14 protein-coding genes are annotated in these 14,754 nt (G+C 62.8%); 9 read left to right on the top strand and 5 right to left on the bottom strand.

All coding sequences use genetic code 11. The features are described from left to right. Positions 1-21: 21 nt before the first annotated feature. Positions 22-633, bottom strand: a complete 612-nt coding sequence (locus tag HWX31_RS24270) for a TetR/AcrR family transcriptional regulator (RefSeq protein WP_059615289.1) — start codon at positions 631-633, stop codon at positions 22-24. Positions 634-1,119: 486 nt separating this feature from the next. On the opposite strand from HWX31_RS24270, the gene HWX31_RS24265 reads away from it, so the two are divergent. The 3 genes from HWX31_RS24265 to HWX31_RS24255 all read left to right on the top strand — a co-directional run bounded on the left by HWX31_RS24265 (position 1,120) and on the right by HWX31_RS24255 (position 3,565). Continuing rightward, positions 1,120-1,710 (top strand): tetratricopeptide repeat protein, encoded by a 591-nt coding sequence (locus tag HWX31_RS24265; protein WP_174960668.1) that lies wholly within the window; start codon positions 1,120-1,122, stop codon positions 1,708-1,710. A gap of 121 nt (positions 1,711-1,831) precedes the next feature. Further along, positions 1,832-2,659: a hypothetical protein gene (locus tag HWX31_RS24260; protein WP_059613618.1), complete on the top strand. Its 828-nt coding sequence runs from the start codon at positions 1,832-1,834 to the stop codon at positions 2,657-2,659. Positions 2,660-2,779: 120 nt separating this feature from the next. Beyond that, complete coding sequence (locus tag HWX31_RS24255; protein WP_244143836.1) at positions 2,780-3,565, top strand: hypothetical protein; 786 nt, start codon at positions 2,780-2,782, stop codon at positions 3,563-3,565. A 42-nt stretch (positions 3,566-3,607) separates the two neighbouring features. Here the strand turns inward: HWX31_RS24255 and cynS are convergent, their stop codons facing one another. Both cynS and HWX31_RS24245 read right to left on the bottom strand, forming a co-directional pair. Then, positions 3,608-4,078 carry a cyanase gene (gene cynS, locus HWX31_RS24250; RefSeq protein WP_059656885.1) on the bottom strand — a complete coding sequence of 157 codons (471 nt, stop codon included), beginning with the start codon at positions 4,076-4,078 and terminating at the stop codon, positions 3,608-3,610. Positions 4,079-4,108: 30 nt separating this feature from the next. Continuing rightward, positions 4,109-4,768: a carbonic anhydrase gene (locus tag HWX31_RS24245; protein ID WP_059656887.1), complete on the bottom strand. Its 660-nt coding sequence runs from the start codon at positions 4,766-4,768 to the stop codon at positions 4,109-4,111. A gap of 123 nt (positions 4,769-4,891) precedes the next feature. On the opposite strand from HWX31_RS24245, the gene cynR reads away from it, so the two are divergent. Further along, positions 4,892-5,812, top strand: coding sequence for a transcriptional regulator CynR (gene cynR, locus HWX31_RS24240; protein WP_174960666.1), 921 nt, complete (start codon positions 4,892-4,894; stop codon positions 5,810-5,812). 65 nt (positions 5,813-5,877) lie between these two features. Here cynR and HWX31_RS24235 read toward each other — a convergent pair whose 3' ends face one another. After that, positions 5,878-6,636 (bottom strand): hypothetical protein, encoded by a 759-nt coding sequence (locus tag HWX31_RS24235; RefSeq protein ID WP_174960664.1) that lies wholly within the window; start codon positions 6,634-6,636, stop codon positions 5,878-5,880. Positions 6,637-6,669: 33 nt separating this feature from the next. On the opposite strand from HWX31_RS24235, the gene HWX31_RS24230 reads away from it, so the two are divergent. The 3 genes from HWX31_RS24230 to HWX31_RS24220 all read left to right on the top strand — a co-directional run bounded on the left by HWX31_RS24230 (position 6,670) and on the right by HWX31_RS24220 (position 9,020). Then, positions 6,670-6,972: a hypothetical protein gene (locus HWX31_RS24230; RefSeq protein ID WP_174960662.1), complete on the top strand. Its 303-nt coding sequence runs from the start codon at positions 6,670-6,672 to the stop codon at positions 6,970-6,972. Between the two features lie 85 nt (positions 6,973-7,057). Continuing rightward, positions 7,058-7,492 carry a ParB N-terminal domain-containing protein gene (locus HWX31_RS24225; RefSeq protein ID WP_174960660.1) on the top strand — a complete coding sequence of 145 codons (435 nt, stop codon included), beginning with the start codon at positions 7,058-7,060 and terminating at the stop codon, positions 7,490-7,492. Between the two features lie 208 nt (positions 7,493-7,700). After that, positions 7,701-9,020, top strand: a complete 1,320-nt coding sequence (locus HWX31_RS24220) for an MFS transporter (protein ID WP_174960658.1) — start codon at positions 7,701-7,703, stop codon at positions 9,018-9,020. 42 nt (positions 9,021-9,062) lie between these two features. Here the strand turns inward: HWX31_RS24220 and HWX31_RS24215 are convergent, their stop codons facing one another. Next, positions 9,063-9,950, bottom strand: coding sequence for a LysR family transcriptional regulator (locus tag HWX31_RS24215; RefSeq protein WP_059615272.1), 888 nt, complete (start codon positions 9,948-9,950; stop codon positions 9,063-9,065). A gap of 100 nt (positions 9,951-10,050) precedes the next feature. Between HWX31_RS24215 and HWX31_RS24210 the strand changes: the two genes are divergently transcribed. Both HWX31_RS24210 and HWX31_RS24205 read left to right on the top strand, forming a co-directional pair. After that, positions 10,051-11,271 carry an alpha-hydroxy acid oxidase gene (locus HWX31_RS24210; protein WP_174960656.1) on the top strand — a complete coding sequence of 407 codons (1,221 nt, stop codon included), beginning with the start codon at positions 10,051-10,053 and terminating at the stop codon, positions 11,269-11,271. A gap of 243 nt (positions 11,272-11,514) precedes the next feature. Beyond that, positions 11,515-14,397 (top strand): bifunctional YncE family protein/alkaline phosphatase family protein, encoded by a 2,883-nt coding sequence (locus HWX31_RS24205; RefSeq protein WP_174960654.1) that lies wholly within the window; start codon positions 11,515-11,517, stop codon positions 14,395-14,397. The last annotated feature ends 357 nt before the right edge of the window (positions 14,398-14,754 follow it).

Here is a 14,754-nt window from a genome sequence, read left to right as displayed (position 1 = left end):
GTTATCTACAGGGAATACTCGTCACGCATGTTGCGTATGGGCGTCCGCATGTTTCGCGTGCTCGGCGCCGGCACGCATTTCCTGTTCCAGAAGCGATTTTGCGGCTTGCCACGCCCGCCCCGCAGACGCCGAATCGTTGAACGCTCTCGCTTCCACTGTCGCACCGTCCAGCAGCATCATATAGACGGCCGCCAGCCGCTTTGCCGTCTCGGGCGAAACGAGATCCGCGAGCAGTTCGCCGATCCATTCGACCATCTTGCGGCGATAGCGGATCGCGACATCCGAGATGGGCGCATACGCCGTCCCGAATTCGGCCAATGCACGCTCGAACAGGCAACCGGCGAATGCCGGCGTATTGAACCACGCTTCGTACCAGTCGAAGATCGTCTTGACCCGCTCGACCGGATTGGTGGCGTGCTGCAGTTGCGCGCCGATACTGCCTACGATCAGGTCGTAACGCTGGACCAGCACTTCCCGGATGAGTTCGTCCTTGCTCGGAAAATGCCGATATAGCGTCATTCGGGCGACGCGAGAATCGTCGATGATCCAGTCGACGCCGACCGGATGAAAACCGTGCTTCGAGAACAGTTCGGTAGCTTTGTCTACCACCAACTGGCGTTTGCTGGCTCGCACGAACGGCTCCCTCCTTGATCCTTCCGACTGCGTAGATCGGGCATTTTAGCATCGTACCGCTTGGTCACATTCGGTCTCGCCTACTGGCCTTCCCGACACGGCCCGCCCGCCCACCATACGTGTTCGCAAGTCGTCTTGACTATTGGATAGACCGATATGTATCATTTGAAATCAGAAAATGACGATCGATGTTTTCTGCTTAAAAAAACCGGAACGTCAGCTGACATTCACCGCTCGACGGCGCCCCGGCGGGCGCAGTCACGGGATTGAGCGAATGCCGGGGCGGCGCGCTTGTGCCCCCTGTCTTCGCCGACTTCGGACGGTGCAGTGGCATTGCAAGACGAAAAGAGAACCTGAGAGGGCCTTGGACTGCGTGCCGACGTTGGCGGATTGTCTTCGCCGCGTCGCCGGCAACCGGGTGAGGCGAGCTCACGGGGTGGGATAGCTCGAAAATTGCGGCGCAAATAAAACTTGAGGAGAGTACCAATGCCTCGCCGTTTACTCACACTGGAGTTGCTGTTGCTATTGGCCGCGTGCGCGCAGGATCCGTCCGCCACCAGCAACACGGTGCGGATCTGCGACGACACCGGGTGTTCCGATCGGCCTAAAGATCAGGTCTCCTATCAAAAAAGGGACGATTCGGAAGACCGGGAAGATCCACGCATCGTATCGCTGAAGCAAGCCGCGAAGACCCAGCCGAAGGCCGCCTACGACCTCGGCCTGCGTTATTTCCGTGGCGACGGCGTGCGCCAGGACAGCTACCAGGCGCTCAAGTGGATGCGCGATGCCGCGGAGCGCGGCGACCTGCAGGCGCAGAAGGCGCTCGGCAGTTTCTATCTGTTCGGTCTCGAGGAAATGGGCTCCGATCCGCGCGAAGCGGACAAGTGGCTGTCGATCGCGGCGGGCCGCGGCGACAAGGAGTCGAAGAAACTGCTCGAGCTCGCGCGCAAAGCCAAGAAGGAAGACGAAGAAGACTGGAAATGGCGCACGCAATGGCGTGACGTCTATTACGGCTACTGGTATTCGGGCTATCCGTACTACGGCGTCTGGAATCAGACGTCCTGGTACGGCTATTGACCGCAGCCGGAAGTAACGGAGGCGGCAGCGGGGAGACCACCATCGCGTGCCGCGCCGGGGGGCTTATCGAAGTTCGCACGAACACATAAGCCGAACAACGACTCTATCGATCGATAACGACATGAAGACCATCCTTTCCCATCGTCTCACCCAAGGTGCGCTCGTCGCAGCGCTTTGCGCGTCCGTCGCGGGCTGCGGCGGCATCGTTTCGCCCGGCGGCCAGAACGCCGGCGTGACCGGCGCCGCGGCCGGCGGCGCGAGCGCCGGCGCGGATTCGGGGCTGCAGCGCTGCGCGTCGCCGCTCGGCACGATCGCGGTCGATGACGGCCGCAATGCCGACTGGTGGGGCCCGTTCGGCAGCGCGACCAAGATGACGACTATCGACCCGCTGCTGCGCCTGGCCGTCCAGCAGTCGAACTGCTTCGTGATCACGTCGATCGGCAACCAGAAGAGCGACGCGCGCCTGTCGCGCATCACGCAACTGCAGCGCAACTCCGGCGAATACCGCACCGGCTCGAAACAGCAGAGGGGCCAGCGTGTCGCAGCCGATTACTACATGGAGCCGCAGATCGTCATCAACGATTCGCCGATCGGCGGCATCGGCAGCATGATCGGCGGGCTGATCGGCAACGGCGCGGTGGCGGCGGTGGCAGGCCACCTGCAGACGAAGGCATCGGTCGTCACGCTGACGCTGTTCGATGTGCGCTCGGCCGTGCAGATCGCGGCGTCGGAAGGCAGTTCGACGGCGACCAACTACGGCGCGGCGCTGGGCGGCTTCGGCGGCGGCGTGGGCGGCGCGCTTGCGGGTTTTTCGGCGACGCCGGAAGGCAAGGCGACCGTCGTCGCGTTCATCGACGCGTACAACAAGATGGTCGTCGCCCTGCGCAGCTACAAGGCGCAGGACGTCAAGGGCGGCCTCGGCCGCGGCGGCCAGTTGCAGGTCAACTGATCGCTTCTCCGACATCCAGCTGGTTCGGGGGCGCCGAGCATCGTCGCGCCTTCTCGCCCGAGGCGATCTACCGGCGGACAACTTTCCAACAAAACGACGTGCCGACCTTGAGAGAAAAAAATGAAGAAGACAGCGATGATGGCGTTTCCGATGGCAGTACTGGCGAGCATGGTGCTGGCCGCTTGCGGGGGAGATGATGCAGCGGCTCCCGGCGCCACGAGCGGCAATAGCAGCGCAACGCCGACCGAGGGTGCACCGAACGGCAATTCCGGCGCGACGCCAACCTCGAACGTCGCGTGCGATCCGGTCTACCAGCAAGGCGATACCGTGAAATTGCACATGTACACGCAGGCCACGCCGCAAAGCCCGGCCGTCGACAACGGTATATACACGCGAACGTTCGCGCCAGCGACGTTCCAGGGTATCGCCATGACGCAGCAGGCTGAAACGTCATCCGGCTCGCCCATCCAGACCAACCACTACTATCTCGTCGGCAATGGCGTGCGCACGAATTACGGTGGCGAGGTCTATAGCTCCGGAACCCTGGCGCTGCGTGACGTGAACTCGCCGCCGTATGTCGAGACGATCGGGCTTGCGGGGAGCGAGACGGCGACTTATGTGGATACGCCAGTCTTTCCGTCCGGCGGGGGACAAACATCGATATCGATACAGCGGACGTATGTCGCCCGCGAAACAGTGAGCCTCAAAAACGGCAAGGTCTTCGATGACGCATGCCACTACCGCACCACCGAGACCCTGTCCAATCCGGTTCGAACGAGCACGACGACCGCGGACGACTGGCTGGCGCCAGGCGTCGGTCTGGTCAAGTCGGTCGCGGACGTCGGCGGCATCCAGATCCTGACGCGCGAACTGGAGTCGGCCACCGTCGGCGGCAAGTCGTACTGAACACACCGACGGACGTGCCGGCCAGGTCGTTTCGACCGGGATTCAGAACGGCTTGGTCGGCAGGTACTTGCCGTCCAGCGTGATGACGGCGCGCGAGCCGCCGTCCGGATCGTCGACCTTCTTCACGTCGAGCTTGAAGTTGATCGCGCTGATGATCCCGTCGCCGAACTTCTCGTGAACCAGGGCCTTGAGGGTCGTGCCGTAGACCTGCAGCATCTCGTAGAAGCGGTACATGGTCGGGTCGGTCGGCACGCGGTCCTCGATGCTGCCGCGCAGCGGGATCGTCTGCAGCAGCGCCACGGCATCGGCGTCGAGGTCCAGCGTCTTGCCGACGCGCTCCGCAGCTTCGGCCGGCAGCGGATGCTGGCCGAGCAGCGCCGCGGTCACGAACACTTCGTGCAGGCCCGTGCCCTCGGCGATCTGGGCGAACGACAGATTCTTCCTTGCCTTGGCGAGGAGGATGGCGTCTGCCAGGTCGAGGCGGGCGTTCTTGCTGGCTTGGGATTGGATCATGGTGATATCTCCTTGAGTGAGGGACGGAAATCAAACAGCTGCCACGAGCTGATGAGGGGTAGCACGGACTTCGGGGTTGTCCGCGAGGGAAACGAATTTGCGGGTGGCGCCATCGAACGCGTCGATGCGACCGCTTTCGATGTCATAGATCCAGCCATGGAGCGCAACGCGCTCCTCGTCGAGGGCCAGGCGTACGGACGGATGCGTCTGGATGTTCGCGAGCTGCGCGATCACGTTCTCGCGCACCATCGCATCCACCCGGTGATGCGCGCTCTCGTGGGTGCGAGCCTCGTTCACGACGCGAGCCGAATCGGCGTAACGCAGCCAGCTGCCCACCGCCGGCATGTGATCCATGCATTTGCAGGCGGCGATCGCGGTCATTGCTCCGCAGTCCGAATGTCCGCAGATCACGATGTCCGATACGCGCAGAGCCGCAACCGCATATTCGACCGAAGCCGAGACGCCGCCCGGCTCAGGGCCGTAGGACGGGACGATGTTGCCGGCATTGCGGATCACGAACAGGTCGCCCGGCTCGCGCTGCGTGACGAGTTCGGGCACCAGACGGCTGTCGGAGCACGAGATGAACAGTGCTCGAGGGTTCTGGTGCGTGGCGAGATCCTTGAACAGTTCGGCACGCTTGGGAAAGGCGTCTCGCTGGAACTGCAGGAAGCCTTCAATGATGTCCTTCATGGTGAATTCTCCGTGGGCAATCGCGTTGGGCGATGCGATGGACTGGAGATTACGCGTCGACTTGCATAAGGAAAAATATCGATTTATTATGCGGCCGATTTGATTTGCTTATGTAATGCCGACATGCTCGTACGCCACATCAGATACTTCCTGGCCGTTGCGGAACACCACAGCTTCACGCGTGCCGCCGCTGCGTTGCATGTATCCCAGCCGGCCTTGTCGCAGCAGATCAAGCAGCTGGAGGAAAGCCTCGGGGCGCAGCTCTTCGATCGCACGGGGCGAACGACGCGGCTGACCGACGCGGGTGAGGTGTACTGCCGATATGCGCGCCGTGCGTTGCAGGGCCTGGAGGAAGGCAAGCGCGCGATCCACGACGTGGGGGACCTGAGCCGAGGCTCGCTGCGTATTGCCGTGACGCCGACGTTCACGTCCTATTTCATCGGGCCGCTGGTCGAATCGTTTCACGGTCGTTACCCGGGCGTCACATTGACGGTGCGCGAGATGTCCCAGGAGCGCATGGAGGAACTGCTGGTCGACGACGAACTCGACGTAGGCATTGCATTCGAAGAGGTCCACTCGCAGGACCTCGACGTGCAACGCTTGCTGGTCGAGACGCTCGCCCTGGTCGTGGGGCGGCATCATCCGTTGGCGAAGCGGCGCTCGGTGCGCGTGAGCGCACTGAACGACGAATCGCTGATCTTGCTGAGTGCTGAATTTGCGACGCGCGAGCATATCGATCGCTATTGCCGCCAGAACGACCTGCGTCCTCGGGTGCTCATGGAGGTCAATTCGATCAGCGCGGTGATCGAGGTCATTCAGAGAACCCGTTTGTCCACCTTGCTGCCGGCAACGATCGCGCGCGGGCGGGACGATCTGGCCGCCGTCGCCCTGGACCCGTTGCCGCTGCAACGAACGGCGGTCCTCATGCAGCGCAAGGGCGCCTACCAAACGGCCGCTGCGCGCGCCTTCATCGAGGTTGCTTTGGACGTAGCGGAGACGCTCGCACGGCGTCCGAAGCAAGCTGCACCGGCATCCGGACAGTAAATGCTGCTGGCTACACCGTTCGATTTTGCGCGGTAGCGCTACGCAAGTTTCCTCCGGAACAATTTTCAGCAGCAGTAAAATCCGCTCCGACGAGGCAGCAGCGCATCGAAAAAAGCATCCCAAAAACCCGGTTTCGGTGGCGGTGGACCCGCGGTCAGCCGGATGGGTTTTTCATCGTTTCCGCATCCTTCGAATTTCCACTTTTCCGGGGCGAGAGGTTCCCTGAATGAAACTCCGGGTGTGGTGTAGTGCGCCATGTCTCCCTTCTTGCAGGATTGGCCGTTTATCGTTTGATCTTTGGAGAGCTCTACATATCCGTAGTTATGAAGGTTGGTGCTGTTGTAGCCATCCGGGACAAGCGCAATGAACTCGATTCCTTGTGCAGTTACCGGGCGAGAAAATCGCGCGGCACAAAGCTCTTCCGTCAGATTGAGGGCCGTTAAGCGATCGACGGTTCCATAGTCGTATCCAAGGCACTCCACTATCGATCCGGCCGGAATCAATAATCCATGGTATTCAATGTCGGTTTTTGTTAAGACCGAATCGTTTCCGGTGTATGAAATCTTCATCCGATAGTCGTTCATCTGCCTTTCGTGGCTTTCCCGAATTTTGGGAACAAATGCTGCATCGAGGATCAGCAGGATGCATGCCGTCAGCCACCACCAACGTTTCCTTTTCAAGCGTAGCCGTTTCCGGTTTTGCGGAGTGGATACGTTGAATACGAAGCAGGACAGCCAGATGAGGGTGCCTGCCACGGCAACCCATGGAAATATAAGTGCGATGAGCCCGACGAGAATGAACAACGGAAAGAAAAGGAATTCCACGGGCGCGATGCTCGTTCATGTTTCGTTTCAGTCATGTCCGTCAAGGTTTCGCTTTACGAACACGCTCCTTCCGTGATGCTAACACCGCAAAGTGGCGTGAGTATCCGGCAGGCGATCCGAAGCGATCTCGTCGTGTGCATGAAAATCCCTGACGACGGCGATACCCAGGTCCGGATACCGCAGGCTTCACGAGCAGCGAATCATCGAGGCGGGCAAGGTGGATTTGGTTTGGCCAACATGTCGCGGGCGTCAACAATCGAAGTCTTTGATTCGCCTGCGCGCCCGATTCCCGAGGCGGTTCGCGCGGCGGTAGTGCTCGTTCCGCAGGTGTACTAAAACATCAATGAGCCGGCTCGCGATCGCTCGTGCAACAAGACCACATGATCCGGTCGGCAAACCATTTCGTCCAGCGGAGAGGGAAATGTGTCGACAACCTGCGGACAACGATTCGCCGAAGCCCGAGCTGGTTTTACTCTCGCCGGAGCTTTTGCTGCCGACCGAGGAATGCCGGTCCGATCGCATACGAGAGGTGGCGGCGGAGATACTCCGGGAAGGGATGTGGCGAGTTCCGATCATGGTCGAACGCACGTCCAGGATCGTGATGGATGGCCACCATCGCCGGATATTCGCGTTGGATCACCGGCTGGCGCGCGTGCCGTGCCTGCTGCTGGAGTACTCGGATGTCGTGCTCAGCGCGTGGCGAGACGACGTGGTCGTGCATCCGCAGGAAATCATTGATCGCGGGCTTGCGGGGCGGCTCTATCCCCCCAAATCGACGCGGCACAGGCTTTTGAAGCCCATCGACATTGTGTGCGAGTACCCGCTCGCGGAGCTGTGGGCTGCCGCCAGAGGGTAGCGCTTTGGAGATGTCGGTGAAACGGTTGCCTGCTTCGGAGACAACCGTCACGTCATCCGCTTTCGGTATTTCGGTTTGGCGAACAAATTCGTTCAATTTTTTTCGCTTTTCGTGGCTCAGTGCCTCCGTTTACTCTCACGGCACCCAATTGCGCGCCGTCGTCGGCCATCCGTGCACGCAATTGAAATAACCGAAACGGAGACTTGACGTGCCCAAAGCCAGCCCCCTCGCACCTACCGCCGGCGTCCGGCAGACCGGGACATTCGCGCACCTTCGCTCCATTTTCAGCGGCTCGGTGGGGAACCTCATCGAGTATTACGACTGGTACGTGTATTCGGCCTTTTCGCTTTATTTCGCCAAGGTCTTCTTCCCGAGCGGAAGCCAGACGGTCCAGTTGCTCAATACCGCGGCCATCTTTGCCGTCGGCTTCGTCATGCGTCCCATCGGCGGCTGGCTGGTGGGCCTGTATGCCGATCGCAAGGGGCGCAAGGCCGCCTTGCTCGTATCCGTGCTGGCGATGTGCGCGGGCTCGTTGATCATCGGCCTGACGCCGGGCTACAACAGCATCGGCCTGGCGGCGCCGATTCTGCTGGTCGCCGCGCGTCTCATGCAGGGGTTGAGTCTCGGCGGCGAGTACGCCAGCTCGGCCACCTACCTGAGCGAAATGGCCGACAAGACGAATCGCGGCTTCTACTCCAGCTTCCTGTTCGCGACGCTCTCGCTCGGTCAGTTGCTGGCGATGGCCGTGCTCGTCGTGCTGCAGCAGTTCTTTCTGAGCGCCGAGCAACTGGAAAGCTGGGGCTGGCGCATCCCCTTCCTCATCGGGGCGTTGGCGTCCTGCGCGGCGATCCTGCTGCGCCGTAACATGGAAGAAACCGAGTCGTTCGAACTGGCCCGCAAGCACAAGCGCCCGCCGCCTTCCCTGGCGGCATTGTTCAAGCACAAGCGCGAATGCCTGATCGTCGCCGGTCTGACGCTCGGCGGCACGGTCGCGTTCTACGCCTACACGACGTACATGCAGAAGTTTCTGGTCAACAGTGCGGGGATGAGCAAGGCCGACGCTTCCATGGTGTCGGTGGTCAGCCTGATCGTGTTCGTGTTGCTGCAGCCGGTGTTCGGCAGTCTGTCCGACAGGATCGGCCGCCGCCCGTTGCTGATCGCCTTCGGCGTACTGGGAACGGTATGTACCGTGCCGATCTTCCACGAGCTGACCCGGGTCCAGAGCATCGGGGGCGCGCTCGTGCTGATATTGGCTGCGTTGTTGATCGTCAGCCTGTATTCGTCCGTCAGCGCGGTGGCCAAGGCCGAACTGTTCCCGGTCGGCATCCGGGCACTGGGCGTGGGGTTGCCCTATGCCATCACGGTGTCGCTGTTCGGCGGCACGGCCGAGTACATCGCCCTGTGGACCAAGAGCATCGGGCACGAAAGCTGGTTCTTCTGGTATGTGTCCGCATGCGTGCTGGTGTCGCTGCTTTGCTATCTGTGGATGCCCGATCCGAAGAAAGTCTCCTGCATCGATCAGGATTGAGCACCGCGACCGCGCGACCGACGCAGCAACGCACCGGTTGGGCTAGCGAAAATCCGCGTACTGCCGCACCAGCGCCAGCATCGATGGAATCAGGCCGCGCATGTCGCCGCGCCGCCACTGAAACGCATAGGGCAGCGGCGACAACGCGGGCTTGCTCGCCAGTCGCACCAGCGCCGCGTCCGTGTGCGCGGCGGCCCAATCGGCAGGCAGGAAGCCGATGCCGACACCTTCGCGCATCATGCCCGCCAAGGCGCTCCAGTTGTTGCACGTGATTCGGCGCGCATGGTTGACGCCGGTCGCCAGCAACCACTCGTCCAGGATGTGCGTCGTGCCGGCGCCGGCGGGCAACGTGACGAGCGGGTGTTGCTCCAGCAACGCGGGCGTCAACGTGCGTGCGCTGCCGACCAGACGCTCCGACGCCATCCACGCGAACCGGGCCTCCGTTACCTGTTGCGACAGGATGCTGCCGCGCGACGAACGGCCCGCTATCACCGCGAAGTCGAGCTCGCCCGCATCGACCTTGGCTTCGAGCACGGCGCCGACGTCGACGTACGGCTCCAGCTTCAATTGCGGATGCAGTTTCTGGACGGCGGCCACGAATCGCGGCAGCCAGGTCAACGCGGACAGCTCGCCCACGCCAAAGCTCAGGCGACCGGTCAGGCCCTTGTCTTGCGCGAACGCATCCTGCAGCGCAGCCACGGATTCCAGCACCCGGATCGCGGCGGGCAGCAACGTCTCGCCATCCTCCGTCAATACGGCTCGATGGCCGCTGCGGTCGAACAGCACGCGCCCCGTGGCCTGCTCCAGCTCGTTGATCCGCTTGGACAACGACGAGATGGACAGATTGAGCCGCTGCGCCGCGGTTGCGAAATTCGCAGAAGTCGCCGCCCAGTAAAAGGCATCCAGTTGCTTGAATGTCGGAGTCGCCAAAGTATTTCGCTTTTGTAGAACGATTTCGTTTGAATATTATCGCTTTTATTCGATGATGCGGCTACCTAGAATGGCTGCGTCGTTTCACGGAAACTCATTGATGACCACCGTTACTTCTCGAATCGCGGAAGCGCGCCAACCTGCGGCCGGCGCCGGCGTGTCGCCCCGTGCCTTGCGGAACGTGCTGAGCCTGCACGACTTCGAGGCCCGGGCGCGGCGAATCTTGCCGCGTCCGATCTTCGGTTACGTCAGCGGCGCCGCGGAAGACAACCGCACCCTGGACGACAATCGTGCGGTGTTCGATGAATACGGGTTGCTGACGCGCGTACTGCGTGACGTTTCCCAGCGGCAACAGACGGTCGAATTGTTCGGTCAGCGTTTTGCGTCGCCTTTCGGCATCGCGCCGATGGGCATCAATGCGCTGTCGACGTATCGAGGCGACATCGTGCTGGCGCGCGCGGCGAAGGCGGCCGGGATCGTGTCGATCATGAGCGGCTCGTCGCTCATTCCGTTGGAAGACGTCGCCGAGGCTGCGCCGGGAACGTGGTTTCAGGCGTACATTCCGGGCGATCATGCCCGCATCAGCGCGCTGCTCGAGCGCATTGCGCGCGCCGGCTACCGGACGCTGGTGATCACCGTGGACATTCCCGTGTCGGCCAACCGCGAAAACAACGTCCGTGCGGGATTCTCGACTCCGCTGCGCCCCAGCCTGCGCCTTTGCTGGGACGGGCTGACGCGGCCGCGATGGCTGCTGGGCACCTTCGCACGGACGTTGGCCACGCACGGCATGCCGCACTTCGAGAATTCCTTTGCGACACGCGGCGCGCCGATCCTCTCCGCCAACGTGCTGCGGGACTTCTCCGCTCGCGACCATCTCAACTGGGAACACCTGACGCGAATCCGACAGCAATGGAAGGGCGAGCTGGTCATCAAGGGCATCCTGAGTGTCGAGGATGCCGTCATCGCGCGCGAGGCGGGCGCGGACGGGATCATTCTGTCGAATCATGGCGGCCGCCAGCTGGACGGCGCCACGTCGCCGATGCGAATCCTGCGGGACGTGGTGCAAGCCGTGGGCCGCGAGTATCCGGTGATGGTCGACAGCGGTTTTCGGCGGGGAGCGGACGTGCTCAAGGCACTGGCGCTGGGCGCGCGCATGGTGTTCGTGGGACGCCCGTTCAATTATGCGGCTGCCGTCGCGGGTGAGGCCGGCGTGACGCACGCCATCCGGCTGCTGCGGGAAGAGATCGATCGGAACATGGCGATGGTGGGCGCAAACGGCTGCGGCGAGCTCACGTCCGACATGCTGATCCATAGGCGCTGACCGCGGGTGGGCGTCATTGCTGTCATGGAAACGTCTTTGCTGTAACCATGTGTAATTGACCGGTCCGGAACGGGATCGGTCATCCGCGTGACATTGGGCGGAGCTGTAATGCCGGGGCGCCGACGATCGCCGGCACAAGGCATTCGATCGACTGGCACGGACTCTCGACGCAGCGCGACACGGCCTGACGAAGCCTCGATCATGTCAGACGATATCCGTCTCTCCCATGTCATGAGGAATCCTATGAAACACTGCAACGTCAAGCGCGTGCTCCGGCTCGGAGCCGTCATGTCCGCCGTGCTTCTTGCGTCACCGGCTCGCGCCGATGGTTTCGGCGCCGCCGATGCCGCCCGCGTGCCGAGCGGTCAGTTCGTCACGCCGCTGGCCGTGCGCGGCGCGGTCCAGCAGTTTCTGAATCCGGGCCTGCCGGCCTACCCGCATTTCGTCGCGGGCGAAGCGGTGCGCTCGCAACTGAGCCCGGACGGCAAGACGCTGGCGATCATCACCGCCGGACAGAATTCGCTGTACCGGACGGACGGCACGGTCGACACAGCGAACTCGACGCAATACATCTTCCTGTACGACGTCTCGGGCGCGAACAAGACCCGCCCGGCGCTGAAGCAAATGATCCAGCAGACCAACGCGTTCGTCGGCCTGGCCTTCTCGCACGACGGCAGCAAGCTCTACGCGACGGGCGGCAGCGACGACGCGGTTTACGTCTACGCCCGGCAAGGCGGCGCATGGGCGCTGTCGAGCACGATCGCGCTCGGCCACAACGGCAAGGGCGTCGGCATTCGCGTCCAGCCGAACGCGGCCGGTCTCGCGCTGTCGTCCGACGGCAAGACGCTCGTCGTCGCGAACAATTACAACGATTCGATCAGCGTGATCGATACCGCGACCAACAGCGTGCGTTACGAGCACGACCTGCGTCCGTTCTTCTCCGGCAACGAAGGCCGGAACGGCGAAGCCGGCGGCACCTTTCCGTTCGCGGTGGTCGTAAAGGGCAACGGTGTCGCGTACGTGTCGTCGGATCGCGATCGCGAGATCGTCGCGATCGACATCGCGTCGCCGTCCCACGGCCGCCTGATCAAGCGCATCAAGCTGGACGGCAGTGCGCTCGGCATGACGCTCGACGCGTCGCAATCGATGTTGTTCGTCGCGCAGGACAACGCCGACCAGGTCGCGGTGATCGATACGAACAGCAATGCGGTCGTAACCCGGATCGACGCGCGTGCGCCGGCCGGCGTGCTGGCGCATGGCCAGACGCACACCGGTGCGGCGACCTACTCGGTCACGCTGTCGCGCGACGGGCGCACGCTTTACGCGACCAACGCCGGCGCGAACGAGATCGCCGTCATCCCGCTCGTCGGCCCGCGCGCATATCGCGTCACCGGGCTGATCCCGACCGCCTTCGAGCCGCATGACGTGACGTTCAGCGCCGACGGCACGTGGATGTACGTGGTCAACGGCAAGAGTGCGACCGGCCCGAATCCGGACCATCTGTTCGGTGCGACCCCGGCGCAGGCCGCCGCGTCGCGCGCGTCGAACGAGTACCAGTTCCAGCTCGAGCGCGCGTCGCTCGTGAGCGCGCCGGTGCCGGCGGCCAACGAGTTGCCGAAGCTGACGCAGCAGGCCGCGCGCAACAACTTCTATCGTCCGGAGGAAAACGACCAGGACAATGAAGTGATGGGTTTCCTGCGCCGGCACATCAAGCATGTGATCTACGTCGTCAAGGAAAACCGCACGTTCGACCAGGTGCTCGGCGACATCGGCAACGGCGCCAACGGCGACCCGCGGCTGGCCCAGTTCGGCCGGAGCATCACGCCGAACTTCCATCGCCTGGCGAGCCAGTTCGTGACCCTCGACAACTTCATGAACCCGGGCGACGGCAGTATGGACGGCTGGTCGTGGGCGCTCCAGGGGCGGGTCACCAACACCGAGACGATTACCCAGCAGATCAACTACGCGGCGGTCAACCGCGGCCTGTCCTATGAGAGCGAGGGCTCGAACCGCAACGTGCCGGTCAACTGGGATACGGTGCAGCAACGCGATGCGGCGGCGGGCCCGGCCGGCACCACGAACTACAGCAATGCCGCCGCCGGCCTTCCGGGCGGCGCGGCAAACCTGCTGCCCGGCACCGGCAATCACGCGTCGTCCGATGCGCCGTTCGGCCGCCAGCGAGGCTATATCTTCGACGCGGTGCTTGCCGCCGGCGGCACGGTCCGCAACTACGGCTTCCTCGTGAACAACATCGGCAGCATCGGCACGGCCGCGAATCCGATCACGGATCCGCGCGCGGCAGGCGTCGTCCAGGCCGCCGCGCTCGATCCGAGGCTCGCGTCGATGACCGATGTGTACTTCCGCGGCTTCGACCAGACCTATCCGGATCAGTGGCGTCTCAATGAGTGGAAGCACGAGTTCGACCAGTACGTCGCGGGCGGCAACCTGCCGACGCTGTCGCTGGTGCGTCTGTCCCACGATCACATGGGGGCGTTCGGCACGGCGTTCGCCGGCGTGAACACGCCGGAAACGCAGCAGGCGGACAACGATCTGGCGGTCGGCCGGCTCGTCGAGGCCGTCGCGAAGAGCCCGTATGCGAACGACACGTTGATCGTCGTGACCGAGGACGACGTGCAGGACGGTCCCGATCACGTGGATTCGCACCGCGGGCCCGCGTACATCATCGGGCCGTACGTGAAGCAGGGCGCGGTGATCAAGACGCGTTACAGCCAGGTCAACGCGCTGCGCACGATCGAGGACGTGCTCGGCACGCAGCACATGAACCTGAATACTGCGTACCAGCGCCCGATGACCGACGTGTTCGATGTCCACGGTCCGGCTTCGTGGAGCTACACGGCCGTCGCATCGACGGTGCTGAAGACCACCGGCTTGCAACTGGCCCAGGGAACGGACGCGAGCGTGCAATACGCGGCCGGGTCGGACGTCACGCCGAAGCATGACGCGGCGTATTGGGCGAAGGTAACGGCGAAGTTCAACTTCGACGATGCCGACGAGGTGCCGGCGGATCAGTTCAACCGCGTGCTGTGGAAGGGCATGATGGGCTCGAAGCCGTATCCGAAGCTCAAGGGCCGCACGCAGAAGGTGGCGAGCCGCGACGACGACTGATCGTTTGATCGGCTGCGCGTTCTCCTTCTATATATAGGGATGCGTCAACGCAAAAGCCCCCGTGCGCGGCAGCGCACGGGGGCTTTTACATTTATTTCACGAAACCCCTTGCGCTTGGCGCGAGACGTGCCTAGAATCACGCCTCTTTCGCGCTGACGGCAACGCGGCGCGGAAGGGGAAGCGGAGCTGGTTGGAGGTCCTGTTGGGGCGCCCGGTCAGCGAAGGAAGATGAACCCCGCAGTCGCAACGATGTAGTAAAAAAAGTTGTTGACGAACTGCGAAACAGTGTTCATAATCTCGTTTCTCTGCTGCTGACAACGCAGCGCTGCTGAGAAAGACGGTTTTCTCGCAGAAACG

Origin of the sequence: Burkholderia ubonensis (assembly GCF_902833085.1) — a bacterium.
Classification (GTDB): Bacteria; Pseudomonadota; Gammaproteobacteria; order Burkholderiales; family Burkholderiaceae; genus Burkholderia; species Burkholderia ubonensis.
This window is presented reverse-complemented; position numbering and strand designations above follow the sequence as displayed.

Excerpts from the sequence above, each read along its gene's own strand:
- cynS (WP_059656885.1), bottom strand. The coding sequence starts at position 4,078 with ATGATCCAATCCCAAGCCAGCAAGAACGCCCGCCTCGACCTGGCAGAC.
- HWX31_RS24225 (WP_174960660.1), top strand. The coding sequence starts at position 7,058 with ATGTGTCGACAACCTGCGGACAACGATTCGCCGAAGCCCGAGCTGGTT.
- HWX31_RS24205 (WP_174960654.1), top strand. The coding sequence starts at position 11,515 with ATGAAACACTGCAACGTCAAGCGCGTGCTCCGGCTCGGAGCCGTCATG.
- HWX31_RS24210 (WP_174960656.1), top strand. The coding sequence starts at position 10,051 with ATGACCACCGTTACTTCTCGAATCGCGGAAGCGCGCCAACCTGCGGCC.
- HWX31_RS24230 (WP_174960662.1), top strand. The coding sequence starts at position 6,670 with ATGTCCGTCAAGGTTTCGCTTTACGAACACGCTCCTTCCGTGATGCTA.
- HWX31_RS24255 (WP_244143836.1), top strand. The coding sequence starts at position 2,780 with ATGAAGAAGACAGCGATGATGGCGTTTCCGATGGCAGTACTGGCGAGC.
- HWX31_RS24245 (WP_059656887.1), bottom strand. The coding sequence starts at position 4,768 with ATGAAGGACATCATTGAAGGCTTCCTGCAGTTCCAGCGAGACGCCTTT.
- HWX31_RS24265 (WP_174960668.1), top strand. The coding sequence starts at position 1,120 with ATGCCTCGCCGTTTACTCACACTGGAGTTGCTGTTGCTATTGGCCGCG.
- cynR (WP_174960666.1), top strand. The coding sequence starts at position 4,892 with ATGCTCGTACGCCACATCAGATACTTCCTGGCCGTTGCGGAACACCAC.
- HWX31_RS24260 (WP_059613618.1), top strand. The coding sequence starts at position 1,832 with ATGAAGACCATCCTTTCCCATCGTCTCACCCAAGGTGCGCTCGTCGCA.